Source organism: Siccibacter colletis, assembly GCF_000696575.1.
Taxonomy (GTDB): Bacteria; Pseudomonadota; Gammaproteobacteria; order Enterobacterales; family Enterobacteriaceae; genus Siccibacter; species Siccibacter colletis.
Map to the genome: position 1 here is coordinate 50,858 of NZ_JMSQ01000004.1, position 26,155 is coordinate 77,012.

The following is a 26,155-nucleotide window of genomic DNA, read 5'->3' on the forward strand; positions in this document are numbered from 1 at the left end:
CTACCCCCTGAAACCTTTAAATACTTTGTAATCCGGCTGGCCGAGCGCGTTGATGTCGTGGGTCTGTGCGCCCGGTTTTGCGCGCCCGATCTGCAGGCTGCGCGCCAGTTTCTGCTGCCACTGCACGTGGTGGAACACTTTGCCTTCCGCCTGCCAGTAAGTCACGAAGGAGGACAGCTCCTCCGGCGTTACCGGCGCGCTGAGGGTGATACCCCACAGCGCTGCCATGCGCTGGAACTCCGGATCGGGCTGCCAGCCCTGGTACATGGCGAATTTACCCATCGGTGCCGGGATCGGGGCCGCCGGAGCCGCATCGTCAAAGAAAGGCGCTTCCAGCGCAACGTCAGAGGCGGGTTTTGCCAGCTGCGCTTCCAGCGTCAGCAGATGCGCCAGTCGCTCAGCGCTGATGGCATAGAAAGCGGGCGCGTTCTGATCGAACACCGCCAGCGTGCCTTGTCCGGCGCGGGCGAGAGCTTCTCGCGGTTCGCGGCAAAACGCTTCCAGGCTGATGATATCCGGGGTGAGAATTTTGGAAGACATAAAAACTATCTCTGAAAACAATACGTTAGCCTGGCTACTGAGGGTGTCAGCGGTGCCGGGCGTTATTGCCTTCATAGTAGCACAGTGGAGCAGGGGAATTGAGCAGAAGCTGAAGGCCCCTCGCAGAATGCGAGAGGCCGGGAAGCATCAGTTAATGATGTTCAGAGTAACGTCGATGTTGCCGCGAGTGGCGTTGGAGTACGGGCAAACGATGTGCGCCGCATCAACCAGTTTCTTCGCTTCTGCTGCATCCATACCCGGCAGGTGGATGTTCAGCTGTGCTTCAATACCAAAGCCGGTCGGCAGCGGGCCGATACCCACTTCGCCTTCAATAAAGGCGTCTTTCGGCATGTCGATTTTGTCGCGACCGGAGACAAATTTCATCGCGCCGAGGAAGCAGGCAGAGTAGCCAGCCGCAAACAGCTGCTCCGGGTTAGTCACTTCACCACCCATGCCGCCCATCTCTTTCGGGACGCCCAGTTTTACATCCAGCACACCGTCAGAGGAGGTGGCGCGGCCGTCACGGCCTCCGGTCGCTTTGGCTTTGGCGCGATAGATCACTTTTTCTAAAGACATGGCAGGTTCCTCATTGTTTATCAAGCGCTATGCAATAGCGCGCTATTTATATGCGGTTTTTTTGTCACCCCGTAGGGTGACGTTTTACGACTTATTCAGGTTATCGCGAAACGCTTCCAGCTGCGTTTTCATGGTCATCAGGCTGTCCATATCGCAGGAAGCCGCACAGCGAATCGATTCCGGGATGCCCACGGCTTTTGCTTTCAGCGCCTGGCCGGCCTCAGTGAGCGTGACTGCAACCTGACGCTCATCCTGACGAGAACGCAGGCGGCGCAGCAGCCCGGCAGCTTCAAGACGTTTCAGCAGCGGCGTCAGCGTGGCGGAGTCCAGGAACAACCGTTCGCCGATTTCCGATACCGTAATGTCATCTTTCTCCCACAGCACCAGCATTACCAGATACTGCGGATAGGTGAGTTCCAGCGGTGCCAGCAGCTGGCGATAGAGCTTATTCAGCGCCAGGCTGGTGGAGTACAGCGCAAAACAGAGCTGATCATCGACCGGAAGCGTCTGCGCGGTGTCTTGTTTCGGTGTCGTCTTCATGATGATGAATATAGGTAGTGCGCAATTTAATTGCAAGAAATATTTTTAGCTTCACACGCGCGGGCGTTTGCGGTAGAGCCATAGACCCGGCAATGACAGGCCAATCGACAGGGCGGCCACGATAAACGCCGCTTTCAAAAAGTTGATTACCAGCGACGCCATCAGCACTTCACTGTAGCCGAAGTGCGCCAGTTTCACCGCTGCAATCATCGCACTGTAGGCGGAGATACCGGGAAACATCGGGATCACCGCTGCCACGGTAAAGACCTTCGGATGGGCCAGATACCAGCGTGACCATTGAATGCCGAGGCTGCCGACCAGCATCGCGGCGATAAACGAGCTGTATTCGATATTCACCCCCATGCTCAGCAGCACGGTGCGGCTACCGTGACCAATGGCACCGAGCAGGGCGCACCAGGCCAGCGCCCGGGACGGAACGTTAAATACCATGGCAAATCCCAGCGCCGGGATCGCCGACAGCAGCATGTCCTGCGCCAGGCTGAACAGCGCGTTGATTACGCCCATCCGCGCAGCCCCCACAGCGACAGCGCCATCACCACGCCGATACAGGTGGCAAGCGTCAGCAGGCTCGCCATCGCCCAGCGTGCCAGGCCGGTGTTAATGTGGCCTTTGAACATATCCGCCACGGCATTAATCAGCGGAAACCCCGGCACCAGCAGCAGGACGCTGGCGGCCATCGCGATGGTCGAGGTGTTATGCAACACCGGTAGCGTCAGCAGCAGGCCGGACACCGATGTAGCGACAAACGCGGTCAGGCAAAAATTAATCTGCGGATGCATCTGGCGGTGCGTCAGGAGCTGGCGCACATACATGGCGATACTGCTGGCGAGAAACGCCACCGCCGCGCCGTCCCAGCCGCCGTTGTTCAGCTTGCAGAAGCAGGCGCAGGAAAGGCCGACCATGCCCACTACCTGCCAGCGCGGATAGCGAAAAGGCCGGATATGCGCGAGCCGTTTCTGCACCTCGTGGGGGCCCAGTAGGGCGTGCTCCGTCATAATGACAATATGCTGGACCTGGGTCACCACGTGCATATTGATGCCGCGGTCGTGATTCTTGCGCGTTGACGTCAGGCAGCGGCCGTGCCGGATGGTGGTAAGGACGATGGCGTTAGCTGAAATTGAACTCTCCACGCTCTCCATTCCCAGCGCTTTACCCAGCCGGGTGGAAAGCTCTTCCACCAGCGCGCTCTCCGCACCGTGCTGCAGCAGTAAGATAGCGCACTGAATACATAAGCGGGTGACATCCCGCTGCAAGGCGTGGTCCGGCATAACGTCTTCCACAGACAACTCAAAAGGCCTTCAGTTTTAACACAGGGCGACATCGCGCCAGACCGGGGTCAGATCAAGTTTTATGCAGTTATTATCCCGGAACGGCGCTTGTTAACCAGGGGCAGGCCAGGAAAATATATTCGTCAACGCAGTGCGATATTTATTGCCGTAATTTTTTCAGATATTTCGCTGGGTAAATTACGGTCAGGATGAATATAAAATAGCGGCCATTCACCGACTGTCCCACCGTTATTATTCACGGGATTTTTACCGGTAGCAGTAATAATGGATTAACGCTGACGTTAGCCAGCGTTAGCTGACAAATACAGGGAAGGACGCTATGCCCAAAGGACGAAAAAGCACCGCGGTAATCATCAGTCAGATCCCATTAGTACAAAGTGGATTGCAAAATATCATTCACGATTATTTCCCGGAAACGGCTATTAATTTCCTGCATTACAGCCATGAATTAAATCCGCTGCAGTTTCGTCAGGCGGATTATATCATCGCCGATCTGTGTGCAGAATCCGGCAATGCCCGTCAGGCCTGCCGTCACTACTATTCACTGCTGACTGCCCATGCCACACGCTGCATCTTTTTTGTTCCCCCTGAATGCTATCCCATTGCCGTTGAGTTACTGATGCGCCCGGGCTGTACGCTGCTGTCGCGCGTGGAGCCAATTGAGAACATCATCAAAGCCATACGCAACGGCGATGAAGCACCGGAGCTGATCAGTAAAACCCTCGCTTCACCGCTCTGGCAGGCCAGCATGAACGCCACCCATCGTCAGGTGAAGCTGACCATTTCAGAACGACAGGTGCTGCGCCTGCTTGGTAAAGGCTGGTGTATCAACCAGATAGCGGTAATGCTGAAGAAAAGCAATAAGACCATCAGCGCGCAGAAAAATAGCGCGATGCGCAGGCTGGCGCTGCGCAGCAATGCGGAGATGTTTGCCTGGATTAACAGCGCCGAAGGCATGAAGATGCTCAGCCTGATGCCGGTGCCAAAGGATACGGCGCCTGTGGTGGGGGCGTAATCAACGGCACAGGCGCGGTAATTTCAGCCCGTCAGGTGCCGTAATCATATCGTCAGGCGGGGCGGCAGCGGTTACTGGCAGACGTCAATCCAGCTGGCCTGGGTTAGCGAAGCCATACGATCCGGGGAGATACGTACTGCGCTATGGATGGCACCTGCAGCCGGTAGCACTTCCTGATACTGTTTTAGCGACACGTCACAGTAAACCTTCAACGGATTTTCCAGCCCGAACGGGCAGACGCCGCCGACCGGGTGCCCGGTCCAGGTGACCACCTCATCGCAGCTCAACATACGCGCTTTGGCACCAAATACCGTTTTAAGCTTCTTGTTATCAAGGCGGGCGTCGCCTTTAGCAACCACCAGAACGATGTCGTTCTTCACCTTCAGCGACAGCGTTTTCGCAATCTGCCCCGGCTCTACGTTGTGCGCGCTGGCGGCAAGCGCAACCGTAGCCGTACTCTGGTTCAACTCGATAATGTCGATATCGGGGGCGTGCTCGGCAAAAAACTGGCGTACAGATTCCAGACTCATTTCTTTCTCCAGGCTGATTCTGTGCTAAATCTGGCACAGCGTGACGCGCGCTGTAAACTTCTTCATGCATTCCTGGCCCGACGGGCTTTTTCTGGATCTCCTTCACAATCACTGCAACCGGTTACTGTAACCGGTTGCAGTGTCTCAGGCGCAGCATAATACTGAACCCGTAACCTCCTACCCAATAATAAGAGTCGTCTATGAAGCGTATCCTGTTGTGCTGTGCCGCTGGCAGGTTTGCCAGTGTGGACGTGAACACACTAAGGCCGAAGGTGAAAACGTATGCGCGTCACGTTAATACGTCTGAACGCCGTCCGGTTATCACGTCAGCTTTTCTCTCTCGCGGCTGTATATCAGCGCGACGACATATTTCCGGTCCGGCAGATACCGATATTACGCCGGCAAAAACGGCGATCGCCTTTGCGGCGTTGCCAGCTGGTAATAATAAAATGACGCACAGCGAAAATAATGTCGCCGGCGTCCCGCAATTCGTCGCCTGACAGGAGAGTCATTATGTCTGCCAATCATGCTGCATTTAATGTTATTTTCCGTTTCGTTGAAAATTACGTCAGTCCGGTTGCAGGGCGTATTTCCGCTCAGCGTCACGTGATGGCGATCCGCGACGGGTTTATTTCCGCGATGCCATTTATGATCGTTGGCTCCTTTTTACTGGTATTTGCCTACCCGCCGTTTTCACCCACCACCACCTGGGGATTTGCCCGCGCCTGGCTCGATCTGGCGAAACAGTTTGAAGGACAGATACTCACGCCGTTTGATATGACGATGGGGATCATGTCGATCTATATCTGTGCGGCTATCGCGTATAACCTCGGCAAGCATTATGTGAAATCCCACGCGCTCGATCCCTTTATGTGCGCTATGCTGTCGCTGATGGCCTTTATGCTGGTGGCGGCACCGAAAACCAACGGCGCGCTGCCGGTGGACAGCCTTGGCGGCACCGGAATCTTCACGGCGATCCTGGTGGCTATCTACTGCGTTGAGATGATGCGTTTCCTGAAGGCGCATAACATCGGGATCCGCTTGCCGGATGAAGTCCCGCCGATGATCAAGAACTCCTTCGATCTATTGATCCCGGTGCTGGTGGTGGTTCTGACGCTCTATCCGCTCAGCCTGCTGATCCAGTCTCAGTTCGATATGCTGATCCCGCAGGCCATTATGGCGATCTTCAAACCGCTGGTCTCTGCGGCTGATTCGCTACCGGCCATTCTGCTGGCGGTGCTGATCGGTCACCTGCTGTGGTTCGCGGGTATTCACGGCGCGGCGATTGTCTCAGGTATGCTGCAGATGTTCTGGCTGACCAACCTCGGGGCAAATCAGAGCGCGTTGGCGCAGGGCGCACCGCTGCCGCACATCTTTATGGAAGCGTTCTGGACCTTCTTTATTGTGGTAGGCGGCTCGGGGGCGACGATGGGACTGGTGCTCTGCTATTTGCGCAGCCGCTCGGCACATCTGCGCTCGATTGGGCGGTTGAGCGTGGTGCCCAGCATTTTCAATATCAACGAGCCGGTGATTTTCGGAACGCCTATCGTGATGAACCCGGTGTTCTTTATTCCGTTCCTGTTAGCACCGATGGTCAATGCGGTGCTCGCCTGGGGGGTAATGAAGCTGGTTCTGATAGGCCGGGTCATTTCCGTGGTGCCCTGGACCGCCCCGGCGCCGGTTGGTGCGGCATGGGCGCTGGGCTGGGATTTCCGCGCTGCACTGCTGGTGGTAGTGCTGGCGGTGGTCTCGGCGGTGATCTACTTCCCGTTCTTTAAAGTGTATGAGAAGCAGCTGCTGGCGCAGGAGGCGGCGGAAGCGGAAAAAGCCGCAGCAGAGGAGCAGCAGGTGGCGTAACGCCCCGGCGTTTCAGGCATGAAAACCACCCTACAGGGTGGTTTTTTATGGGTAGTGCCACGCTAATTCAACTTGTAGGGTGGGTAAGCGCAGCGCACCCACCTTTGGGGAATGCCGCGGTGGCGGGTGCGCAGGCTTACCCGCCCTACGCCAGTAGCGCGTCAACTGTAAGGTATTCTCATGCGGGGTGGTTTTTTACGGGGGGTGACAGGCTATTTCAACTTGTAGGGTGGGTAAGCGCAGCGCACCCACCTTTGGGGAACGCCATAGTGGCGGGTGCGCAGGCATACCCGCTCTACAACAGGGATGACACCTATTTCAGCGTGCAGTCGCCGCACTGGACGACATCCGGCAGGCGATAGCGCTGACAACAGGTACGACGCACCAGTAGCCCATCGCGCAGCACTACCGTGCGGTAGAGCGGGTTATCATCGCCATTCAGCAGCTGTTTTTCAAAGAAGCAGGTATGGCGCAGCGCGTCAGCGGTTTCGTCGCCGATCACCGCTTTCATCTCGCCGAGGAACCAGTTGATCAGATAGCCGGTGTTGCTCCAGATAAGCTTACCGTTGATATCGCCGGAGGCCTCCAGCGCAGCGATAACAGGCGCAATGCCGTCAGTCACCAGTTTCTCAACCCGCTCGCGGGGCGTCAGCGGCGTAGCATCGCGATCTTCATGCACATCAATCCAGAAGCAGGCCGCGCGGCCGGTTTCATGAAACTCGACGTGGAAGTGTTCCGGAGCCACATCCAGCGCCTGGCTCTGCGTTAACAGCGCCAGCAGCACTGGCGGCACCATCAGACCGATATACCACTGCGCCCAGAGCGATTTCAGCGGCTTGTTCTCCCGCGAGAGGGTCGGCTGATTACGGTAGATATGGTCGGAGTAGCTGGCCATCAGGCTGGTCAGCGTGGCCGGGCGTGACCACTGGGACAGCGTCAGCGCATCACGCGGCGACGGTTCATCCAGCTTAATGATGTCGTTGAAGTAGGGACGCTGCGCGGTAAACAGCTCGCGTAAGATCGTGGATAGCCCGGGCTGCGGGGCGACAATACCCGGCTGCCAGACGAGGTTATCAACGATCTGAGTTATGCGATAAGCCATAGCGCAACGTTAGCGGTAATCTAAATGATAATGATTGCCAATCCTAACTATAGAGGTTATCGATAGCAAGTAAATTCCGTGCGCATGTGAGCTAACCGCCGGAAAACGTCAGGCGGCTTTGACGTCGTCGCTGGTGAGGATGTGGTTGCGGCCCCGATGTTTTGCGCTGTAGAGCGCGCGGTCTGCTTTTTCCAGCGCGGCCTCAATGCCTTCTTCGGTCAGCGGGGCGAGACCAATACTCACCGTGACATGCGTCGCCACGCTGTGATTAAACATATGCGGAATGCGCAAATCGTACACCCGCTGGCGGATACGCTCGGCGGCGTCCCGGGCCAGCTCTGGTGTAGTGCTGGTGATGATCGCCAGAAACTCCTCCCCACCGTAGCGGGCGACAATATCCCGGGAGCGTACCGCGTCACGAATGGCAGCCGAGACACGAATCAGCGCCTGATCGCCCATCATATGGCCGTAATGGTCGTTATAGGCTTTGAAATGATCGATATCCAGCAACAGCAGATGATGGCTTTTGCTGCCGGACGCGAGCAGGGTGGCGAACCGGGCATCGAAGCCGCGGCGGTTATACAGGCCGGTCAGCGGGTCAAGCATGCTCAGATCGTTCAGCCTGGCTTTCTCCTGGATCAGCTGCGCCATTAAGCCCTGAGCAAAGCTGTCGTTGCGGGTCTGAATGCGATGCTGAATAGCGATACCCGCCACAGGAACAATGAGCGAATAGAGCACTTGCAACCAGTGCTCGCCGCGGTCAATCCACATCACCGTGCAGAACACCGGCAGGCTATGTAACGCAAAGGCGCTGAGATGATGAGTAAAAGCAATCGCGCCAATAAACAGCACGCTTAACAGGGCGATCATTATATAGCTGGAGTGAAAATCCGGAACCACACCGCTTTTATTCGCAATATGCCAGGCCCACAGCGAACCAAACAGAAAGGCAATAATGCGAATATCGATTTTTGCTTTTTTATTTAATCCGTTAACAACCAGCAGCGTGCTACTCAGCAAGCCAATCAGCAGAATCGGTGGGGCGACATAATGCACGTGATACAGCGGACTGATCATACTGAAAGTGGCAGAGAGCGCGTTGAGGATCAGAAACAGACGCAGCGACAGACGGTATTTCTCGTGCGTCAGGGAATGCCAGGAACTCAGGGTCATAAATATCGTTACTTACCAGCAGGATAATATTGTGTGAGTGAAACCAATAAGAAAATAATGCCAATAATAGTGCGCGAATTACGCACTAATAAATGCAGAAGAATATATTTTGGCACCCAATCTAGCACTGCCTGAAACCGCTGTCATCCGCTATGCACAAACTTTAGCCAACAGTCTGATAACAATAACTTGATAATGAGAAAATTTATCATATGATATTGGTTATCATTATCGCTGTGAGAGGGCGCGCCATGTTGCAGAGAACGCTGGAAAGTGGATGGGGAGTGTTGCTGCCGGCATCGCTGGTGGCCGCGCTGGCGCTGGGCGATCTGACGTTTGCGCAGTGGCGCGTGGTAGTGGTGCTGGGTTTGCTGGCGACGGCGGGGATGCTGTATCACAAGCGGCTGCGCCACTATGTGTTGTTGCCTTCATGCATCGCGTTTGCCAGCGCCATGATGCTGGCGATCATGAAGATAGCGCCATGATGACGATAAAAATCACTGGGATAAACGTTTGAAAGCACAACAGGGATAAAACAGAGGAACTACCGGAAGGTTACTTTAAGAAAACCACTTTAGAAGTGGTGCGAGGGGAGGGACTTGAACCCTCACGTCCGTTAGGACACTAACACCTGAAGCTAGCGCGTCTACCAATTCCGCCACCGTCGCATTTCTTTTTTTCTGATATCGTCATCGCATTGGTGCGAGGGGAGGGACTTGAACCCTCACGTCCGTTAAGACACTAACACCTGAAGCTAGCGCGTCTACCAATTCCGCCACCGTCGCCCGGTGCGAGAGATATCTTGTGGTCTTTTGGTGCGAGGGGAGGGACTTGAACCCTCACGTCCGTTAGGACACTAACACCTGAAGCTAGCGCGTCTACCAATTCCGCCACCGTCGCATACCAGCAATACATAAGAAGTATTGCAACCACGGAGGCGCATTCTAGATGTTTTCTGATGCACGTCAACAGTTAATTTAACGCCGCTTTTCTGACTGCTTTAAAAAGCGGCGTTTCGGTTCACGCGCTTAGCGTTTTGCCTTACGGCCCATTACTGCACGGTACACTTTGAAGCGGCCGGTCTGGGCCATCACTTCGTGATTGCCGAAGGCCTCGTCAAGCACCTGCGGATAAGGCAGGAAGGCGTTGGCCACGATGCGCAGCTCGCCGCCGATATTCAGATGGCGTACCGCGCCGCGGATCAGGGTTTGCGCAGCGTCGAGGCTGGTCTGCATCCCGTCGTGGAACGGCGGGTTAGAGATGATCATATCGAAGCGCCCGGTGATGTCCGAGAACACATCGCTGGCAAGCACGTCGCCTTCGATACCGTTCGCGGCAAGCGTGGCGCGGCTGGCTTCCACCGCTGCGGCGCTGACGTCGCACAGGGTAAGACGCACTTTCGGCGAGTGGCTGGCAAGGGTCACAGAGAGCACGCCGGCACCGCAGCCGACGTCCAGCACTTTGCCTTTGGTGTGCGGCGTTAAGGTGGAGAGCAGCAGTTGGCTACCGACATCCAGCCCGTCGCGGCTGAACACGCCCGGCAGGGTTTTGATGGTCAGACCGTCGTGCTGGTACTCGCCCCAGGCGCCATCCGCGCTGAAGTCCGGCTTCGTCTCAAGACGGCCATGATAGAGGCCACAGCGGCGCGCGCTGTCAATCTTGTTCATCGGCGCGTACTGCTCCAGCATCTGCTCGGCGCTGCGCACGCCGCTGCGGTTCTCGCCAACCACGAAAATATCGCAGCCGATCGGTAGCAGGGAGAGCAGGTTGGTTAGCTGGAACAGCGCTTCCGGCTTGTTTTTCGGCCAGTAATAAATGAGCGTGTCGCTGTCACCCACTGCGGCGGCATCCGCGACCAGGCTATAACTGGCGCGCTCGCCCATCTGGCGGCTGAGAACCTGCCAGTGATGGTACTGCTGCGTATGAACGCGGCTGGCGGCGGTATCCAGTCGGGCGGGCAGGTCGTCCTGCAGATCGCCGGCAAACAGAATGCGGCTCGCTTCGAAATCATCACTGTGGCGCAGCAGAACTTCACTCGCCGGGGTAAAAGCAGACATGAAAACACTCCTTCTCAATCAGGCCGCGGATTATAACCTGTTCAGCACGTCCCTGCAGCGCTCTTCGCACCGCAATCGCCGCCGGGAGGCATTGATGGCGCGTAAAGCGCGGATTTGCTATATTTGCGCCCCTGTTAAATGAGAGGGTTTCGCGATGACATCCCGACGCGACTGGCAGCTTCAACTGCTGGGTATCACGCAGTGGGCGCTGCGCCGTCCTGCCGTGTTGCAGGGGGAAATCGCCATCACGTTGCCGGCCCATATTCGTCTGGTGATGGTGGCAGATGCACCGCCGCCGCTGACCGAGCCGCTGTTGCAGGATATTCTGCGCGCGATGACCTTAAGCCCGGATCAGGTGTTGCAACTCACGCCCGAACGCGCGGCGATGCTGCCCGGGGATGACGACCGCCGCTGTGCCACCTGGTGTCTTGGAGTCGACGATGCCCCGACCCTGCACGGTGCGCAGCTTATGTCACCCACCTTTACTGACCTTCAGCACAGCGCGCCGGCCCGGGCTGCGCTATGGCGACAAATTTGCGAACATGAACACGATTTCCTTACTCACCCCGAGTGACCTGGCTGCGGCCTTCGCCATTGAACAACGCAGCCACGCGTTTCCGTGGAGCGAAAAGACCTTCGCCAGCAACCAGGGCGATCGCTATCTCAATCTGGGGCTGAACGTAGACGGCACGCTGGCGGCGTTTGCTATCACGCAGGTGGTGCTGGATGAGGCGACGCTGTTTAACATCGCGGTTGACCCGGCTTACCAGCGCCGCGGTTTCGGGCGGGAACTGCTTGAGCATCTGATTCAGACGCTGGAGCAGCGTGATGTGTTCACGCTCTGGCTGGAAGTGCGCGCCTCCAACGCACCTGCCATCGCGCTGTATGAAAGCCTGGGCTTTAACGAGGCGACGATTCGCCGCAATTACTATCCCACTGCCAGCGGACGTGAAGACGCCATCGTGATGGCGCTGCCGCTGGGGTGAAATCATAAAAAAGGTGATGTAATGAACTGGGACTGGATTCTGTTTGATGCTGACGAAACGCTGTTTACCTTTGACGCTTTTGGCGGCTTACAGCGGATGTTTCTGGACTACAGCGTGACCTTCACCGCTGAGGATTATCAGGATTACCAGGCGGTGAATAAGCCGCTGTGGGTTGATTACCAGAACGGCACCATCAACGCGCTCCAGCTTCAGCATCAGCGTTTTCAGGGCTGGGCCGACAGGCTCAACGTCGGTGCCAGCGACCTCAACAGCGCCTTTTTAAATGCGATGGCGGAGATCTGCGCCCCGCTGCCCGGCGCCCGCTCGCTGCTCGACATGCTGCACGGCGAGGTAAAGCTCGGCATCATCACCAACGGCTTTACCGCGCTGCAACAAATCCGCCTGGAACGCACCGGTTTTCGCGACTACTTCGATCTGCTGGTCATTTCTGAAGAGGTAGGGGCCGCCAAGCCGGATCGCAGAGTGTTTGATTACGCGCTGGAAAAAATGGGTAATCCACCACGTGACCGCGTGCTGATGGTGGGCGACACCGCAGAGTCTGATATTCTGGGCGGCATGAATGCCGGATTTGCTACCTGCTGGCTCAATCCGCATGGTCGCGAACTGCCGCCGGGCATTGCCCCGACCTGGCAAGTCACCTCGTTAAGCGAACTGGAGCAGCGCCTGTGTAAACATTGATTGTCTGCCAATAGCTCTTGAGTACAATAGCCGCAAATTTCGAATCACCCGTCGCGCGGGGCTGCCCGCGCGCAGACACAGAAGATCAAAATCATGACGTTGTCTCCTTATGTACAAGAGGTGGCCAAACGCCGCACGTTTGCCATTATCTCGCACCCCGATGCCGGTAAAACCACCATCACTGAAAAAGTGTTGCTGTTCGGACAGGCCATTCAGACTGCCGGTACGGTAAAAGGCCGTGGCTCCAGCCAGCATGCAAAATCCGACTGGATGGAGATGGAAAAGCAGCGTGGTATCTCGATTACCACCTCGGTGATGCAGTTCCCGTATAAAGAAAGCCTGGTTAACCTGCTGGATACCCCGGGGCATGAAGACTTCTCGGAAGATACCTACCGTACTCTGACCGCGGTCGACTGCTGCCTGATGGTCATCGACGCCGCGAAAGGGGTTGAGGATCGTACCCGCAAGCTGATGGAAGTTACCCGTCTGCGCGATACGCCGATCCTGACCTTCATGAACAAACTTGACCGCGATATCCGCGACCCGATGGAGCTGCTGGATGAAGTGGAGAGCGAGCTGAAAATTGCCTGCGCCCCCATCACCTGGCCGATTGGCTGCGGCAAGCTGTTTAAAGGTGTTTACCACCTGTATAAAGACGAAACCTACCTCTACCAGACCGGTAAAGGTCACACCATTCAGGAAGTGCGTATCGTCAAAGGGCTGAATAACCCGGAGCTGGATGCCGCCGTGGGCGAAGAGCTGGCAGCCCAGCTGCGCGACGAGCTGGAGCTGGTGCAGGGTGCCTCACACGAGTTCGACAAGGAACTGTTCCTGAGCGGCGAAATCACCCCGGTGTTCTTCGGAACCGCGCTGGGCAACTTCGGCGTTGACCACATGCTGGACGGTCTCGTGGAGTGGGCGCCTGCGCCGATGCCGCGTAAAACCGATACCCGTGAAGTGAAAGCCGAGGAAGATAAGTTCAGCGGCTTCGTGTTTAAAATCCAGGCCAACATGGATCCGAAACACCGCGACCGCGTTGCGTTCATGCGCGTGGTGTCCGGGCGCTACGAGAAAGGCATGAAGCTGCGTCAGGTGCGCACCGGTAAAGATGTCGTCATCTCTGACGCCCTGACCTTTATGGCGGGCGACCGCGCCCACGTTGAAGAAGCGTATCCGGGCGACATCATCGGCCTGCACAATCACGGCACCATTCAGATCGGCGACACCTTTACCCAGGGTGAAACCATGAAGTTCACCGGTATTCCGAACTTCGCGCCAGAACTGTTCCGCCGCATCCGCCTGCGCGATCCGCTGAAGCAAAAACAGCTGCTTAAAGGGTTGGTACAGCTTTCAGAAGAGGGCGCGGTGCAGGTGTTCCGCCCGATCGCCAATAACGATCTGATTGTTGGTGCGGTCGGTGTGCTGCAGTTTGACGTGGTAGTGGCGCGTCTGAAGAGCGAATACAACGTGGAAGCGATTTACGAATCGGTTAACGTCTCGACCGCGCGCTGGGTTGAGTGCAACGACGTGAAGAAGTTTGAAGAGTTCAAACGTAAGAACGAAGTGCAGCTGGCGCTGGATGGTGGGGATAACCTGGCTTACATCGCGCCGACGATGGTCAACCTGAACCTCACCCAGGAACGTTATCCTGACGTGCAGTTCCGCAAAACCCGCGAGCATTAATCTTTAAACAGGGCGCGCCAGCAGGCGCGTCCTGCCTCATTTTCCCTGATTTCCCTGTCATATTAGTCCCTTGCGGATTCCTCTTAATTTCCCGCTTTTTGCGCGTTGTTGGTGTTTTTTCCACCAGCTTTCCAGGCGTTTTTATCATTGTGATCTATATTTAACACTGTGATGACATGTTGAGTGGTCATAAACACCAGCAATGAACTCAATCGCGGATGTAAATCCAAAAGTTTAGCGTCATTGCAAAATTTAACACTGACTTAATTCGACACACCGGTGGGAAGCGGTAACCCGGTCTTCATCAGAAGACAACGGTAAAGGCCACGTTAGCGTGACTGACAAGCCGCCTTGGTGTGGCGGAAAGCTCAAATTATGAGCAAACCAAAAAGGAATAAATCGATGAATAAGACTAAGATTTCTAAAACTCTGCTGGCGGTAATGTTGGGCTCTGTAATGGCTGGTTCTTCAGCGTTTGCTGAAAGCACCACCACAGATAAAGCACACGCTACGGCAGACAGCGCAGGGCAAAAAATCGATAACTCTGTAGATAAAGTCGGTAACTTCATGGATGACAGCGGTATCACCGCAAAAGTTAAAGCCGCGCTGGTAGATGACGAAACCGTTAAAAGCACCGATATCTCGGTTAAAACCGACGATAAAGTCGTTACGCTGAGTGGTTTTGTTGAGAGCCAGGCGCAGGCAGAAAAAGCCGTTTCCATCGCGAAGAACGTTGAGGGTGTCTCCTCCGTGAGCGATAAGCTGCATGTCCGCGACAGCAAAGAGCAGTCGGTAAAAGGCTATGCAGGTGACGCGGCTACCACCAGCGAAATCAAAGCCAAGCTGCTGGCTGATGACATCGTGCCGTCCCGTATGATCAAAGTTGAAACAACCGACAACGTTGTTCAGCTCTCCGGTACCGTAGAAAACCAGGCGCAGTCTGAGCGGGCCGAATCCATCGCGAAAGCCATTGATGGCGTGAAAAGCGTGAAAAACGATCTGAAAGTTAAGAAGTAACTATCGAACCCCTCAGCCCGGGCGTTGCCCGGGCGAGACGGTAAGCATTACCACCAATAAATCGCCAGTGAGCTACCTGAGCGCTCACTACAGAGCAATTTGCTTAACACTATGGTAAAGGAGAGTCATATGTTTCGTTGGGGCATTATTTTTCTCGTCGTTGCACTGATCGCAGCCGCACTGGGCTTTGGTGGCCTTGCAGGTACCGCAGCCGGCGCTGCTAAAATTGTCTTCGTGGTCGGGATTATCCTGTTCCTGGTCAGCCTGTTCATGGGCCGTCGTCGCCCCTGACATGTCGGAATAAGCAATTATCCGCCCGGAAAGCCAGTCTCGTGACTGGCTTTTTGGGTTTCTGCGTCCGGGAAATTGTTGTACCTTTGAATAAAATCCGATGAAGTGCGTTACGGCTTCATCTTATAACAACAAAAAACAGGAATTCAGGGTGGGACAGCGCATACCCGTTACGCTCGGCAACATCGCGCCGCTGGCGTTAAAACCGTTCCGTCCCGGTACTCTCGCGCTGGTTTGTGAAGGCGGAGGGCAGCGAGGCATCTTTACCGCCGGCGTACTGGACGAGTTCATGCGCGCCGAATTCAACCCGTTCGATCTCTTCTATGGCACCTCCGCCGGAGCGCAGAATCTATCGGCCTACGTCTGTAACCAGCCGGGTTACGCCCGTCGGGTCATCACGCGCTATACCACATCAAAAGAGTTCTTTAACCCGGTGCGCTTTGTGCGCGGCGGCAACCTTATCGATCTCGACTGGCTTACCGAGGCAACCGCTGCGGCCATGCCGCTGGCGATGGATAACGCCGCGCGCCTGTTCGATAAGGGAAAAAACTTCTACATGTGCGCCTGTCGCAGCGACGACTACTCGCCGGGCTACTTCGCGCCGCAGACCACCGACTGGCTTGACATCATTCGCGCCTCCAGCGCGATACCGGGTTTCTACCGCAGCGGCGTTTCACTTAACGGCATCAACTACCTCGACGGCGGCGTCAGCGATGCGATCCCGGTCCAGGAAGCGGCGCGGCAGGGGGCTACTACGCTGGTGGTGATCCGCACCGTGCCGTCGCAGATGTACTACACGCCGCAGTGGTTCAAACGTATGGAGCGCTGGATGACCGACAGCAGCCTGCAACCGCTGTTAAATCTGGTGCAGCATCATGAAACCAGCTACCACGCCATTCAGCAGTTCATTGAGAAGCCGCCTGGCAAGCTGCGCATCTTCGAGATTTACCCGCCGAAGCCGCTGGCCAGCATGGCGCTTGGCAGCCGTATTCCCACGCTGCTGGAGGACTACAAAACCGGGCGGCTGTGCGGGCGCTACTTCCTGGCGACAGTAGGTAAGCTGCTGACGGCGACACCGCCGGTCACCCGGCACATTACGCCGGTGGCAACTCCCATCGCACCGGCACCTACGCTGGTGGTACCGCCGGCGACCGTGGCGAATGACGCGACGGTCACGCCGCTTGTTGAGGCGCCCGAAGCCAATGATGCGGCATTTACCGATGAGGACAGCGCGTGACATATCGCTTTATCGACACCCACTGCCACTTCGACTTTCCGCCGTTTACCGGGGATGAAGCCGCAAGCATTGCACGGGCGGCGGAGGCGGGGATCGCGCAGATCATCGTCCCGGCGATCGAAGCGGATCGCTTTGCTACCGTGCTGGATCTGGTGCAGCGCTTCAGCGCCCTGCGCGGCGCACTAGGCCTGCATCCGATCGTGATCCATCGCCATAACGACGCCTCGCTGGCCATGCTTGAGCAGTTTCTCCAGCAACAGCATCCGCAGATCGTCGCCATCGGCGAAATCGGCCTCGATCTCTATATGGAAAACCCGATGTTTGAGCATCAGGAAGCGATGCTCGACGCCCAGCTCAGGCTGGCAAAGCAGTATCAGCTGCCGGTGATCCTGCACTCGCGCCGCACCCATGACAAACTGGCGATGCACCTCAAGCGCCACGCGCTGCCGCGGACCGGGGTCGTACACGGCTTTGCCGGTAGCCTGCAGCAGGCGCAGCGTTTTATCGATCTGGGGTATTACATTGGCGTTGGCGGCACCATTACCTATCCGCGCGCCAGCAAAACCCGGGATGTGATGGCGCAGCTCCCGCTGGATGCGCTGTTGCTGGAAACCGACGCGCCGGACATGCCGCTTAACGGCTATCAGGGCCAGCCCAATCGCCCGGAACGTGCCGCCCTGGTTTTCGACGTACTCTGTGAGCTGCGCCCGGAGCCGCCAGAGGTCATTGCCGACGCGCTGTTTTCCAACACGCAGCGCCTGTTTGCGCTCGCGCCAGGTTAATTTTCCCGCCTGTTAAACGTCGTACATATTTCGTCGCTATGCTTGCCGCTCCGACGAGCCGTTTTGCGCTGCGTCAGGATGTTATTTTTATAACATGCGCGGGCAGGGAGTCGCATTGCGCGCGCCGGGCTGGCAGGCGGGTCGCGCCCGGTAAATAGCGTTGTTTTGTTATTTTAATCACATATACTGGCTTCATTGTTGCACTGTTGCTTCAAAATTATGTGAAACGACACACAAAATAAGCCGGGTAATGCGTGTTATAATTTTAACATTGCCTGCGATGACTGGCGGTGAGATGGATCTCAGCGTGCTGGCAGCGATGCCACTCTTCTTCATGGAACCACGACCGCCTCACCGTGTTGCGTTTCTCGCCGCAAGCCACTTTATTTCCTGGAGAAGACAATGACCGATTTAACCAAAAGCAGCCTGCGTGCCCTGCAGCTGATGGACCTCACCACCCTGAACGACGATGACACCAACGAAAAAGTCATCGCCCTGTGCCACCAGGCGAAAACGGCTGTGGGTAACACTGCCGCCATCTGCATCTACCCACGCTTTATTCCCATTGCGCGTAAGACCCTGAACGAACAGGGTACGCCGGATATCCGCATCGCTACCGTCACTAACTTCCCGCACGGTAACGACGATATCGCCATCGCGCTGGCAGAAACCCGCGCTGCCATTGCCTACGGGGCAGACGAAGTTGACGTGGTGTTCCCGTACCGTGCGCTGATCGCCGGCAATGAGCAGGTCGGTTTCGATCTGGTGAAAGTGTGTAAAGACGCCTGTGCCGATGCCGGCGTGCTGCTGAAAGTGATTATCGAAACCGGCGAGCTGAAAGAAGAAGCGCTGATCCGCAAAGCCTCTGCTATCGCTATCAAAGCCGGCGCCGACTTCATCAAAACCTCCACCGGGAAAGTACCGGTCAACGCCACGCCAGAAAGTGCACGCATCATGCTGGAAGTGATCCGCGATATGGGCGTGGAGAAAAACGTTGGCTTCAAACCGGCCGGTGGTGTGCGCACTGCGGAAGACGCGGCGCAGTACCTGGCGATAGCCGACGATCTGTTTGGCGCTGACTGGGCCGATGCCCGTCACTACCGCTTCGGCGCGTCCAGCCTGCTCGCAAGCCTGCTGAAAGCGCTCGGTCACGGCGACGGCAAAAGCGCCAGCAGCTACTGATCTCTTTGCGGCGGGCAACCGCCGCCTCTTACCTGATCTCTCCCGGGGGGTACTGTGTTCCTCGCTCAAGAAATTATTCGTAAAAAACGTGATGGTCATGCGCTCAGTGAAGAAGAGATCCGCTTCTTCATCAACGGCATTCGCGACAACACCGTCTCTGAAGGGCAGATCGCCGCGCTGGCGATGACCATTTTCTTCCACGACATGATCATGCCAGAGCGCGTGGCGCTCACCATGGCGATGCGCGATTCCGGCACCGTGCTGGACTGGAAAAGTCTCAACCTGAACGGCCCGATCGTGGATAAACACTCCACCGGCGGCGTGGGTGATGTGACCTCGCTGATGCTTGGCCCGATGGTCGCGGCGTGCGGCGGTTATATCCCGATGATCTCCGGGCGCGGCCTCGGTCATACCGGCGGTACGCTCGATAAGCTGGAAGCCATTCCGGGCTTCGATATCTTCCCGGATGACAATCGATTCCGCGAAATTATTAAAGACGTGGGCGTGGCGATCATCGGCCAGACCAGCTCGCTGGCCCCGGCAGACAAACGCTTCTACGCCACCCGCGATATCACCGCGACCGTCGATTCCATTCCGCTGATCACCGCCTCTATTCTGGCTAAAAAGCTGGCCGAAGGGCTGGATGCGCTGGTGATGGACGTCAAAGTGGGCAGCGGTGCGTTTATGCCAACGTTTGAGCTGTCTCAGGAGCTGGCCCAGGCCATCGTCGGCGTCGCCAACGGTGCGGGCGTGCGTACCACCGCGCTGCTGACGGACATGAACCAGGTGCTGGCCTCCAGCGCCGGGAATGCCGTGGAAGTGCGTGAAGCGGTGCAGTTCCTCACCGGGGAATACCGCAATCCACGCCTGCTTGAGGTGACGATGGCGCTGTGCGTGGAGATGCTGATCTCCGGCAAACTGGCTCGTGACGAGGCCGATGCGCGCAGGCAGCTGCAAGCGGTGCTGGATAACGGCAAGGCCGCAGAGGTGTTTGGCCGCATGGTTGCCGCGCAGAAAGGCCCGGTCGATTTCATTGAAAATTACGACCGCTACCTGCCAACGGCGACGCTCACCAAAGCGGTATACGCCGATCGTGCCGGGTATGTGAGCGAAATGGATACCCGCGCGCTGGGCATGGCGGTGGTATCAATGGGTGGTGGCCGCCGTCAGGCATCCGACACCATCGATTACAGCGTTGGTTTCACCGAAATGTCCCGTCTGGGCGAAAAAGTGGACAGCGAACGTCCGCTGGCGGTGATCCACGCGAAAAGCGAAGCCAGCTGGCAGGACGCGGCGCTGGCCGTGAAGGCCGCGATTCAGGTGGCAGAAAATGCGCCCGAAGAGACACCGGTTGTCTATCGCAGAATCAGCCAATAAATGGCATACTGATCTGATCACTCTTTTATGTTAACTCCGACCAGAACACGTTGCCGTTAGCGGCAAATCACGCAACGTGCGCCGGGACGAGTTTCACAGCGCAATACGTACGGAGAAACTATGAAACGTGCATTTATTATGGTGCTGGACTCTTTCGGAATCGGGGCGTCTGAAGACGCCGAGCGCTTTGGCGATGCCGGTTCTGACACCCTGGGCCACATTGCGGAAGCCTGTGCTAAAGGCGAAGCCGATAAAGGCCGCAGCGGCCCGCTCAACCTGCCGAACCTGACGAAACTCGGTCTGGCGAAGGCGCACGAAGGCGCAACCGGGTCTATCCCGGCCGGTATGGACGCAAATGCGGAAATTACCGGGGCATACGCCTGGGCGCATGAGCTCTCTTCCGGGAAAGACACCCCGTCAGGTCACTGGGAAATCGCCGGCGTACCGGTTCTGTTCGACTGGGGTTACTTCACCGACACCGAAAACAGCTTCCCGCAAGAACTGCTGGATAAACTGGTCGAGCGCGCCGGGCTGCCGGGTTACCTCGGTAACTGCCACTCTTCCGGCACCGTGATCCTCGACCAGCTCGGCGAAGAGCACATGAAAACCGGCAAGCCGATTTTCTATACCTCTGCCGACTCGGTGTTCCAGATTGCCTGTCACGAAGAGACCTTTGGCCTCGACCGCCTTTACGAGCTGTGCGAAATCGCCCGTGAAGAGCTGACCGAAGGCGGCTACAACATTGGCCGCGTGATTGCGCGTCCGTTTGTTGGCGACAAAGCGGGCAGCTTCGAGCGTACCGGTAACCGTCATGACCTCGCGGTTGAGCCGCCGTCACCGACCATCCTGAAAAAGCTGGTGGATGAGAAGGACGGTCAGGTGGTGTCCGTGGGTAAAATTGCCGATATCTATGCCAACGTCGGCATCACTAAAAAAGTGAAAGCCACCGGGCTGGATGCGCTGTTTGACGCCACCATCCAGGAGATGAAAGCGGCGGGCGATAAAACCATCGTCTTCACTAACTTCGTTGATTTTGACTCCGCCTGGGGTCACCGTCGCGACGTTGCCGGTTATGCGGGCGGCCTTGAGCTGTTCGACCGCCGTATGCCGGAACTGCTGGAGCTGGTAGGCGAAGATGACATCATCATTTTCACCGCCGACCACGGCTGCGACCCGACCTGGAAAGGCACCGACCATACCCGCGAGCATATTCCGGTACTGGTGTACGGCCCGAAAGTGAAACCCGGCTCGCTGGGCCACCGCGACACCTTTGCCGACATCGGCCAGACCATTGCGAAATACTTTGGTCTGAGTGAGATGGACTACGGCAAACCGCTGTTCTGATTTTAAAATACCTACCGCTCAGGCCAGCAGTTACGCTGGCCTGACCTTGCTTTAAGGAATAATAAATACAATGGCTACTCCTCACATTAATGCAGAAATGGGTGATTTCGCTGACGTCGTGCTGATGCCGGGCGACCCGCTGCGCGCGAAGCACATCGCAGAAACCTTCCTCGAAGACGTGCGCGAAGTGAACAACGTGCGCGGTATGCTGGGCTATACCGGTACCTATAAAGGCCGCAAAATCTCGGTAATGGGTCACGGTATGGGCATCCCGTCCTGCTCCATCTATACCAAAGAGCTGATCACCGATTTCGGCGTGAAGAAAATCATCCGTGTTGGCTCCTGCGGTGCGGTACGCGCTGACGTGAAACTGCGTGACGTGGTGATTGGTATGGGTGCCTGCACCGACTCCAAAGTTAACCGTCTGCGCTTCAAGGATCATGACTTTGCCGCCATCGCCGATTTCGACATGGTGCGAAACGCGGTTGATGCCGCGAAAGCGCTGGGCGTTGACGCGCGCGTGGGCAACATCTTCTCTGCCGACCTGTTCTACACCCCGGACCCGTCCATGTTCGACGTGATGGAAAAATACGGCATCCTGGGTGTGGAAATGGAAGCCGCGGGTATCTACGGCGTGGCCGCAGAATTCGGTGCCAGGGCGCTGACTATCTGCACCGTGTCTGACCATATCCGTACCCACGAGCAGACCACTGCTGCTGAGCGTCAGACCACGTTCAACGACATGATCAAAATCGCACTGGAATCCGTTCTGCTGGGCGATAAAGAGTAATAGCTGTTACGCCGCGCTTACGCCATCAGGGTAAGCGCGGCGGTATTCTACGCCTTCCTTCGCTGCTGATATTCCCCTCGTAAATTTCTTCATCTCATTAAATTCACTAAATAAATAATCAATAAACCACGCTCTATTCCTGGTTTTTCGCGACCCTTATCCGGCTTGATAAAAATCAATCGCGACGCCGGGGCGATGGCCGAAACTCGCTCCTTTTTCACGGAAGAAGTGTGAGCATGAGTAAAGAAACGACTACGCCACTGGCGATAACCCGTCGGCGCTTCCTGCAAAGCAGCTCCGCGTTAGGGGTGCTTCCCTTTGTGTCGCTCAGGGCCGTCGGGGCGGATACCCCATCCTCCGGCACTGTAGCCCCGGTCGCAGAAGAACAGGTGGTCGCCACCTGCAGTACCTTTGACTGCGGCGGCAAATGCGATATTCGCGCCCACGTCAGCGAGGGCGTGGTGACGCGTATCAGCACCCGTCCTGATGAAGCGCTTGATCCGGAGATGCCGGTGATGCGCGCCTGCGTCCGAGGCCGCGGCTACCGCCAGTTTGTCTATCATCCGGATCGCCTTAAGTACCCGATGAAGCGCGTCGGTAAACGCGGCGAGGGAAAATTCGAGCGCATCAGCTGGGATGAAGCCACAACGCTTATTGCGGACAACCTGAAACGGATCACCGCGACCTATGGCCCGGCATCGCGCTACGTCCACGTCGGCACCGCGGTGTCCGGCGGCGCGTTCTCTGGCGATAAGATGGTACGCCGCCTGTTGAATCTCAACGGCGGCTATCTGGAGAGCTATCACTCCGTCAGCATGGGCAATACCGCCGCCGCCACGCCCTATACCTACGGCGTCGCCGCCAGTGGCAGCTCGCTGGATACGCTGGCCGAGACGCGCCTGGTGATCCTCTGGGGGCATAACCCGAACGAAACTATCTTCGGGCATACCAACCACTACTTTCAGCAGATGAAGCGCAACGGCACGCGCTTTGTGGTGGTTGATCCACGCTATTCGGATACCGCCGCGTCGCTGGCCGACCAGTGGATACCGCTGCTGCCCACCACCGATAATGCCCTGATGGACGCGATGATGTACGTCATCATCACAGAGAACCTGCACGATAAAGACTTTATCGCGCGCTATACCCTCGGCTTTGATGAGCAGAGTATACCAGCGGGCGTGCCGGAAAATGAGTCGCTCGTTGCCTGGCTTACCGGCAAAAAAGATGGCGTGGCGAAGACCCCGGAGTGGGCGGAAAAGATCACTCACGTACCGGCGCAAACCATTCGCCAGCTGGCCCGCGACTATGCCACCACCAAACCCGCCGCGCTGATTCAGGGCTGGGGGCCGCAACGCCATGACTGCGGTGAGCGCACTGCCCGTGGTTCGACGCTGCTGGCGACCATTACCGGCAACGTTGGCGTGAAGGGCGGCTGGGCCGCTGGCTACGGCGGTATCGGCAACCGTAAATTCACCACCGGCCCGGAGATGCCAGACAATCCGGTGAAAGAAAAGATTTCGGTGATGAACTGGGTGCAGGCGGCGGATGACGCTGCGCAGGTTACACCGGAACAGGGGCTGACCGGTGGCGACAAACTCAACAGCAATATCCGGCTGCTGTTTTCGCTGGCTGGTAACTATCTCGCTAACCAGAACCCGGATCTGCATCAGGCGGTGAAGGTGCTGGAGGACACGTCAAAAATCGAGTTTATCGTAGTGAGCGATCTCTACCTGACCCCGAGCGCGAAGTATGCCGACCTGCTGCTGCCGGAAACCAGCTTTATGGAGCGCTGGAATATCGGCGAAACCTGGGGCACCGGTAACTACCTGATGCTTTCAGAAAAACTGATCGAGCCTGAGTTTGAGCGGCGCTCTGACTACGACTGGTTGTGCGAAGTTGCGCACAAGCTTGGTCTCGGAGAAGCGTTCAGCCAGGGGCGCAGCGAACAGCAGTGGATCGAACACATCTGGGAGCAAACCCGTCAGGCGCTACCGGAGGAGAAGTTGCCGGACTTCGCCACCCTGCGCCAGCAGCGGCATCATGTCTTCAAAAGCGCGCCTTACGTGGCGTTCGAAGAGAACATTCGCGATCCGCAAAACCATCCGTTCCCGACGCCATCCGGCAAGATCGAGATCTTTTCACAGCGCCTGTATGACATGCAGCACCCCGAGATCCCGGCGCTGTCGCACTACGTTCCCGCTCATGAAGGCCCGGAGGATGCGCTGCGCCAGAAATACCCGCTGCAGCTCATCACCTGGAAAGGGAAGAATCGCGCCAACTCCACGCAATACGCCAATCCGTGGCTGCAGGAGGTCCAGCAGCAAAAGCTGTGGATCAATCCGCGTGATGCCGATCGCCGTGGCGTGGTGCAGGGCGATACGGTACGCATCCATAACGATCGCGGCGTATGTCAGGTTGTGGTCGAGGTGACGCCACGCATTATTCCGGGCGTGGTGGCGATGCAGGCGGGGGCCTGGTGGCAGCCGGACGCGCAGGGTGTCGACCGCGGCGGCTGCGCCAACGTGCTGAGTTCGGCGCGCATTACCGCGCTGGCGAAAGGGAATTCACATCAAACCATGCTGGTGGAGGTAACAAAGCATGAGTCAGTTTAAAGAGTACGCCCCCGTCAGCCCGGTGCAGTTGGGGTTTTATATCGACAGCGCGCGTTGTTCGGGCTGCAAAGCCTGTCAGGTAGCCTGCAAAGATAAAAATAATCTCGAACCGGGCCGTCGTTTTCGTCGCGTGTATGAAGTGAACGGCGGGGGATTTGTTCCCACCGGGCAGGGCGGCATGCTCAACGACGTGTACGCTTACACGCTCTCCATCTCCTGCAACCACTGCGACGATCCGGCCTGTACGAAAAACTGCCCGACCACCGCGATGCATAAGCGGCCGGGCGACGGCATCGTGCGGGTTAACACCGACCGGTGCGTGGGCTGCGGCTACTGCGCCTGGTCCTGTCCCTACGGCGCGCCGCAGTTTAATCCGCAGACCGGGCAAATGTCGAAGTGCGATTTCTGTATCGACTTACAGGCGCGGGGTGAAAAACCGGTTTGCGTGGCGACCTGTCCGCTGGGTGCCATTCACTTCGGCCCGATCGATGAGCTACGTAAGGTTTTTGGTACACAAAGTGAGGTGAAGGGCTTACCCGATGCCGCCATTACCCGGCCAAACCTGATTGTAAAACCACACCAGGGTGCCCAGCGCGAGGAGAAGCATCATGCATGAGATACCGCTTCTGATGTTTACCCTGCTGATGCAGATGTCGGTGGGATTAACGCTGTTTATCTCCCTCGCCCTGCTGCTGCTTCGTGGTGAAGAGACGGCGAAAACGACCCGGCTTATGATTGTCCCGCTGCTGGTGGGATGCGTCAGCGCCGGGGTGGGGCTGATCTGCTCCACGCTGCATCTTGGCTATCCGCTTAACGCCCTGAATGCGCTTCGCCACTTCGCCAGCTCCTGGCTGAGTCGCGAGATCATTTTTGCCGGTGCTTATCTGGCAATGCTGGGTGCAGCTACGCTGCTGGCACTGCTTAAACATGTGCTGTGGCGCTGGCTGATGCCGTTTGCGCTTGCGCTGGGGCTTATCGATATCTTCTGTATGAGCGCCATCTACGCCCACTCCGGGGTAATGACCTGGACGCACTACACCACCTGGCTGCTGTTTTTTGGTTCGGTCGGGGTGACGGGCGCGGTTGCGCAAAGCTGGCTGGTTGCTCATCCGCAGGAGCAGGCGGTACGAAGCACGCTCCTGTGGAGCGGGGCAATAACAGCGCTGGTGGCGCTGGCAGTGCGCGCCCTGTTCCAGCCATTTTATCTGGAGTATCTGGCGCAGATGAGCCTCAGCGATGTCGTGACCTTTCCACATCAGCCGCTGCGGGCCTGGTGTGCACTGGCGGCGGTGCGCACTCTCGCCTGGTTGTTGGCTTTTGTCGGCGCGGCGCTGCTGGTGATTAACGCCCGCTACCAAAAACGGGTGACGCTCATCTGTGCCGCCGTGGCGTTAGTGCTGAGCGAAGTGCTGTTCCGCTACGTCTTCTTCAGCATCGGCTGATGAAGCTGTT

28 protein-coding genes and 3 tRNA genes are annotated in these 26,155 nt (G+C 57.1%); 19 read left to right on the plus strand and 12 right to left on the minus strand.

The window, feature by feature from the left end; genetic code table 11:
• The 5 genes from dnaT to ET34_RS0103650 all read right to left on the minus strand — a co-directional run bounded on the left by dnaT (nt 1) and on the right by ET34_RS0103650 (nt 2,945).
• Nucleotides 1-540 carry a primosomal protein DnaT gene (dnaT, locus tag ET34_RS0103630; protein ID WP_031519543.1) on the minus strand — a complete coding sequence of 180 codons (540 nt, stop codon included), beginning with the start codon at nt 538-540 and terminating at the stop codon, nt 1-3.
• A gap of 147 nt (nt 541-687) precedes the next feature.
• On the minus strand, nt 688-1,116 hold the full coding sequence (locus tag ET34_RS0103635) for an organic hydroperoxide resistance protein (RefSeq protein WP_031519545.1): 429 nt from the start codon (nt 1,114-1,116) through the stop codon (nt 688-690).
• Between the two features lie 84 nt (nt 1,117-1,200).
• On the minus strand, nt 1,201-1,656 hold the full coding sequence (locus ET34_RS0103640; RefSeq protein ID WP_031519547.1) for a MarR family winged helix-turn-helix transcriptional regulator: 456 nt from the start codon (nt 1,654-1,656) through the stop codon (nt 1,201-1,203).
• 51 nt (nt 1,657-1,707) lie between these two features.
• Nucleotides 1,708-2,181, minus strand: coding sequence for a threonine/serine exporter (locus ET34_RS0103645; protein WP_031519548.1), 474 nt, complete (start codon nt 2,179-2,181; stop codon nt 1,708-1,710).
• A complete protein-coding gene (locus ET34_RS0103650; protein ID WP_031519549.1) occupies nt 2,172-2,945 on the minus strand; it encodes a threonine/serine exporter family protein in 774 nt (257 codons plus the stop codon). Before ET34_RS0103650 ends, ET34_RS0103645 begins: the two co-directional genes overlap by 10 nt.
• A gap of 340 nt (nt 2,946-3,285) precedes the next feature.
• Between ET34_RS0103650 and ET34_RS0103655 the strand changes: the two genes are divergently transcribed.
• On the plus strand, nt 3,286-3,981 hold the full coding sequence (locus tag ET34_RS0103655; protein WP_031519550.1) for a helix-turn-helix transcriptional regulator: 696 nt from the start codon (nt 3,286-3,288) through the stop codon (nt 3,979-3,981).
• A 71-nt stretch (nt 3,982-4,052) separates the two neighbouring features.
• Here the strand turns inward: ET34_RS0103655 and ET34_RS0103660 are convergent, their stop codons facing one another.
• A complete protein-coding gene (locus tag ET34_RS0103660) occupies nt 4,053-4,511 on the minus strand; it encodes a YbaK/EbsC family protein (protein ID WP_031519551.1) in 459 nt (152 codons plus the stop codon).
• A gap of 200 nt (nt 4,512-4,711) precedes the next feature.
• On the opposite strand from ET34_RS0103660, the gene ET34_RS22440 reads away from it, so the two are divergent.
• Complete coding sequence (locus tag ET34_RS22440; protein WP_152548343.1) at nt 4,712-5,011, plus strand: hypothetical protein; 300 nt, start codon at nt 4,712-4,714, stop codon at nt 5,009-5,011.
• Between the two features lie 13 nt (nt 5,012-5,024).
• Nucleotides 5,025-6,368, plus strand: a complete 1,344-nt coding sequence (locus ET34_RS0103670; RefSeq protein WP_031519552.1) for a PTS sugar transporter subunit IIC — start codon at nt 5,025-5,027, stop codon at nt 6,366-6,368.
• Between the two features lie 313 nt (nt 6,369-6,681).
• Here the strand turns inward: ET34_RS0103670 and fhuF are convergent, their stop codons facing one another.
• Both fhuF and ET34_RS0103680 read right to left on the minus strand, forming a co-directional pair.
• On the minus strand, nt 6,682-7,470 hold the full coding sequence (gene fhuF, locus ET34_RS0103675; protein WP_031519554.1) for a siderophore-iron reductase FhuF: 789 nt from the start codon (nt 7,468-7,470) through the stop codon (nt 6,682-6,684).
• A gap of 108 nt (nt 7,471-7,578) precedes the next feature.
• The gene (locus ET34_RS0103680) at nt 7,579-8,643 is read right to left on the minus strand and encodes a GGDEF domain-containing protein (RefSeq protein WP_031519556.1); all 1,065 of its coding nucleotides are present in this window, start codon (nt 8,641-8,643) and stop codon (nt 7,579-7,581) included.
• A 212-nt stretch (nt 8,644-8,855) separates the two neighbouring features.
• On the opposite strand from ET34_RS0103680, the gene ET34_RS0103685 reads away from it, so the two are divergent.
• Complete coding sequence (locus tag ET34_RS0103685; RefSeq protein ID WP_031519558.1) at nt 8,856-9,128, plus strand: DUF1435 domain-containing protein; 273 nt, start codon at nt 8,856-8,858, stop codon at nt 9,126-9,128.
• A gap of 96 nt (nt 9,129-9,224) precedes the next feature.
• Here the strand turns inward: ET34_RS0103685 and ET34_RS0103690 are convergent.
• The 4 genes from ET34_RS0103690 to rsmC all read right to left on the minus strand — a co-directional run bounded on the left by ET34_RS0103690 (nt 9,225) and on the right by rsmC (nt 10,700).
• Nucleotides 9,225-9,311, minus strand: a tRNA-Leu gene (locus ET34_RS0103690).
• A 30-nt stretch (nt 9,312-9,341) separates the two neighbouring features.
• Nucleotides 9,342-9,428: transfer RNA gene (locus tag ET34_RS0103695), tRNA-Leu, on the minus strand.
• Between the two features lie 28 nt (nt 9,429-9,456).
• A tRNA-Leu gene (locus ET34_RS0103700) sits at nt 9,457-9,543 on the minus strand.
• 128 nt (nt 9,544-9,671) lie between these two features.
• Nucleotides 9,672-10,700, minus strand: a complete 1,029-nt coding sequence (gene rsmC / locus ET34_RS0103705) for a 16S rRNA (guanine(1207)-N(2))-methyltransferase RsmC (protein ID WP_031519560.1) — start codon at nt 10,698-10,700, stop codon at nt 9,672-9,674.
• Between the two features lie 154 nt (nt 10,701-10,854).
• Between rsmC and ET34_RS0103710 the strand changes: the two genes are divergently transcribed.
• The 15 genes from ET34_RS0103710 (at nt 10,855) to ET34_RS0103780 (ending at nt 26,145) form a co-directional block, all read left to right on the plus strand.
• On the plus strand, nt 10,855-11,274 hold the full coding sequence (locus tag ET34_RS0103710; protein ID WP_031519562.1) for a DNA polymerase III subunit psi: 420 nt from the start codon (nt 10,855-10,857) through the stop codon (nt 11,272-11,274).
• The gene (gene rimI / locus ET34_RS0103715; RefSeq protein WP_031519564.1) at nt 11,243-11,686 is read left to right on the plus strand and encodes a ribosomal protein S18-alanine N-acetyltransferase; all 444 of its coding nucleotides are present in this window, start codon (nt 11,243-11,245) and stop codon (nt 11,684-11,686) included. Before ET34_RS0103710 ends, rimI begins: the two co-directional genes overlap by 32 nt.
• A 21-nt stretch (nt 11,687-11,707) precedes the next feature.
• Complete coding sequence (gene yjjG, locus ET34_RS0103720; protein WP_031519566.1) at nt 11,708-12,385, plus strand: pyrimidine 5'-nucleotidase; 678 nt, start codon at nt 11,708-11,710, stop codon at nt 12,383-12,385.
• Nucleotides 12,386-12,478: 93 nt separating this feature from the next.
• A complete protein-coding gene (gene prfC / locus ET34_RS0103725) occupies nt 12,479-14,068 on the plus strand; it encodes a peptide chain release factor 3 (RefSeq protein WP_031519567.1) in 1,590 nt (529 codons plus the stop codon).
• Nucleotides 14,069-14,443: 375 nt separating this feature from the next.
• Nucleotides 14,444-15,085 (plus strand): molecular chaperone OsmY, encoded by a 642-nt coding sequence (gene osmY, locus ET34_RS0103730; RefSeq protein WP_319640958.1) that lies wholly within the window; start codon nt 14,444-14,446, stop codon nt 15,083-15,085.
• A 129-nt stretch (nt 15,086-15,214) separates the two neighbouring features.
• Nucleotides 15,215-15,376 (plus strand): DUF1328 domain-containing protein, encoded by a 162-nt coding sequence (locus ET34_RS21510; RefSeq protein WP_072001955.1) that lies wholly within the window; start codon nt 15,215-15,217, stop codon nt 15,374-15,376.
• A 151-nt stretch (nt 15,377-15,527) separates the two neighbouring features.
• Complete coding sequence (locus tag ET34_RS0103740; protein ID WP_031519571.1) at nt 15,528-16,613, plus strand: patatin-like phospholipase family protein; 1,086 nt, start codon at nt 15,528-15,530, stop codon at nt 16,611-16,613.
• Nucleotides 16,610-17,395 (plus strand): TatD family hydrolase, encoded by a 786-nt coding sequence (locus tag ET34_RS0103745; protein ID WP_031519572.1) that lies wholly within the window; start codon nt 16,610-16,612, stop codon nt 17,393-17,395. The genes ET34_RS0103740 and ET34_RS0103745 overlap by 4 nt, the downstream gene beginning before the upstream one ends.
• Before the next feature lie 402 nt (nt 17,396-17,797).
• On the plus strand, nt 17,798-18,577 hold the full coding sequence (gene deoC, locus ET34_RS0103750) for a deoxyribose-phosphate aldolase (protein ID WP_031519574.1): 780 nt from the start codon (nt 17,798-17,800) through the stop codon (nt 18,575-18,577).
• A 54-nt stretch (nt 18,578-18,631) separates the two neighbouring features.
• The gene (deoA, locus tag ET34_RS0103755; protein WP_031519576.1) at nt 18,632-19,954 is read left to right on the plus strand and encodes a thymidine phosphorylase; all 1,323 of its coding nucleotides are present in this window, start codon (nt 18,632-18,634) and stop codon (nt 19,952-19,954) included.
• Between the two features lie 120 nt (nt 19,955-20,074).
• Nucleotides 20,075-21,298 carry a phosphopentomutase gene (gene deoB / locus ET34_RS0103760; protein ID WP_031519578.1) on the plus strand — a complete coding sequence of 408 codons (1,224 nt, stop codon included), beginning with the start codon at nt 20,075-20,077 and terminating at the stop codon, nt 21,296-21,298.
• Nucleotides 21,299-21,368: 70 nt separating this feature from the next.
• A complete protein-coding gene (gene deoD, locus ET34_RS0103765; protein ID WP_031519580.1) occupies nt 21,369-22,088 on the plus strand; it encodes a purine-nucleoside phosphorylase in 720 nt (239 codons plus the stop codon).
• A 236-nt stretch (nt 22,089-22,324) separates the two neighbouring features.
• Nucleotides 22,325-24,703 carry a DMSO/selenate family reductase complex A subunit gene (locus ET34_RS0103770; RefSeq protein ID WP_035890858.1) on the plus strand — a complete coding sequence of 793 codons (2,379 nt, stop codon included), beginning with the start codon at nt 22,325-22,327 and terminating at the stop codon, nt 24,701-24,703.
• Nucleotides 24,690-25,319 (plus strand): DMSO/selenate family reductase complex B subunit, encoded by a 630-nt coding sequence (locus ET34_RS0103775; RefSeq protein WP_031519584.1) that lies wholly within the window; start codon nt 24,690-24,692, stop codon nt 25,317-25,319. The genes ET34_RS0103770 and ET34_RS0103775 overlap by 14 nt, the downstream gene beginning before the upstream one ends.
• Entirely contained in the window at nt 25,312-26,145 is an 834-nt protein-coding gene (locus tag ET34_RS0103780; protein ID WP_031519586.1) for a dimethyl sulfoxide reductase anchor subunit family protein, read from the plus strand. The genes ET34_RS0103775 and ET34_RS0103780 overlap by 8 nt, the downstream gene beginning before the upstream one ends.
• The last annotated feature ends 10 nt before the right edge of the window (nt 26,146-26,155 follow it).

Bases quoted from the DNA above. Each gene is read 5' to 3' on its own strand.
- deoB (WP_031519578.1), top strand. From the start codon at position 20,075: ATGAAACGTGCATTTATTATGGTGCTGGACTCTTTCGGAATCGGGGCG.
- ET34_RS0103640 (WP_031519547.1), bottom strand. From the start codon at position 1,656: ATGAAGACGACACCGAAACAAGACACCGCGCAGACGCTTCCGGTCGAT.
- ET34_RS21510 (WP_072001955.1), top strand. From the start codon at position 15,215: ATGTTTCGTTGGGGCATTATTTTTCTCGTCGTTGCACTGATCGCAGCC.
- deoC (WP_031519574.1), top strand. From the start codon at position 17,798: ATGACCGATTTAACCAAAAGCAGCCTGCGTGCCCTGCAGCTGATGGAC.
- ET34_RS0103650 (WP_031519549.1), bottom strand. From the start codon at position 2,945: ATGCCGGACCACGCCTTGCAGCGGGATGTCACCCGCTTATGTATTCAG.
- ET34_RS0103680 (WP_031519556.1), bottom strand. From the start codon at position 8,643: ATGACCCTGAGTTCCTGGCATTCCCTGACGCACGAGAAATACCGTCTG.
- ET34_RS0103780 (WP_031519586.1), top strand. From the start codon at position 25,312: ATGCATGAGATACCGCTTCTGATGTTTACCCTGCTGATGCAGATGTCG.
- yjjG (WP_031519566.1), top strand. From the start codon at position 11,708: ATGAACTGGGACTGGATTCTGTTTGATGCTGACGAAACGCTGTTTACC.
- ET34_RS0103660 (WP_031519551.1), bottom strand. From the start codon at position 4,511: ATGAGTCTGGAATCTGTACGCCAGTTTTTTGCCGAGCACGCCCCCGAT.
- osmY (WP_319640958.1), top strand. From the start codon at position 14,444: ATGAGCAAACCAAAAAGGAATAAATCGATGAATAAGACTAAGATTTCT.
- dnaT (WP_031519543.1), bottom strand. From the start codon at position 540: ATGTCTTCCAAAATTCTCACCCCGGATATCATCAGCCTGGAAGCGTTT.
- ET34_RS0103645 (WP_031519548.1), bottom strand. From the start codon at position 2,181: ATGGGCGTAATCAACGCGCTGTTCAGCCTGGCGCAGGACATGCTGCTG.
- ET34_RS0103710 (WP_031519562.1), top strand. From the start codon at position 10,855: ATGACATCCCGACGCGACTGGCAGCTTCAACTGCTGGGTATCACGCAG.
- ET34_RS0103775 (WP_031519584.1), top strand. From the start codon at position 24,690: ATGAGTCAGTTTAAAGAGTACGCCCCCGTCAGCCCGGTGCAGTTGGGG.
- ET34_RS0103655 (WP_031519550.1), top strand. From the start codon at position 3,286: ATGCCCAAAGGACGAAAAAGCACCGCGGTAATCATCAGTCAGATCCCA.
- ET34_RS0103670 (WP_031519552.1), top strand. From the start codon at position 5,025: ATGTCTGCCAATCATGCTGCATTTAATGTTATTTTCCGTTTCGTTGAA.
- rsmC (WP_031519560.1), bottom strand. From the start codon at position 10,700: ATGTCTGCTTTTACCCCGGCGAGTGAAGTTCTGCTGCGCCACAGTGAT.
- rimI (WP_031519564.1), top strand. From the start codon at position 11,243: ATGAACACGATTTCCTTACTCACCCCGAGTGACCTGGCTGCGGCCTTC.
- ET34_RS0103770 (WP_035890858.1), top strand. From the start codon at position 22,325: ATGAGTAAAGAAACGACTACGCCACTGGCGATAACCCGTCGGCGCTTC.
- fhuF (WP_031519554.1), bottom strand. From the start codon at position 7,470: ATGGCTTATCGCATAACTCAGATCGTTGATAACCTCGTCTGGCAGCCG.
- ET34_RS0103635 (WP_031519545.1), bottom strand. From the start codon at position 1,116: ATGTCTTTAGAAAAAGTGATCTATCGCGCCAAAGCCAAAGCGACCGGA.
- prfC (WP_031519567.1), top strand. From the start codon at position 12,479: ATGACGTTGTCTCCTTATGTACAAGAGGTGGCCAAACGCCGCACGTTT.
- deoD (WP_031519580.1), top strand. From the start codon at position 21,369: ATGGCTACTCCTCACATTAATGCAGAAATGGGTGATTTCGCTGACGTC.
- ET34_RS22440 (WP_152548343.1), top strand. From the start codon at position 4,712: ATGAAGCGTATCCTGTTGTGCTGTGCCGCTGGCAGGTTTGCCAGTGTG.
- ET34_RS0103685 (WP_031519558.1), top strand. From the start codon at position 8,856: ATGATATTGGTTATCATTATCGCTGTGAGAGGGCGCGCCATGTTGCAG.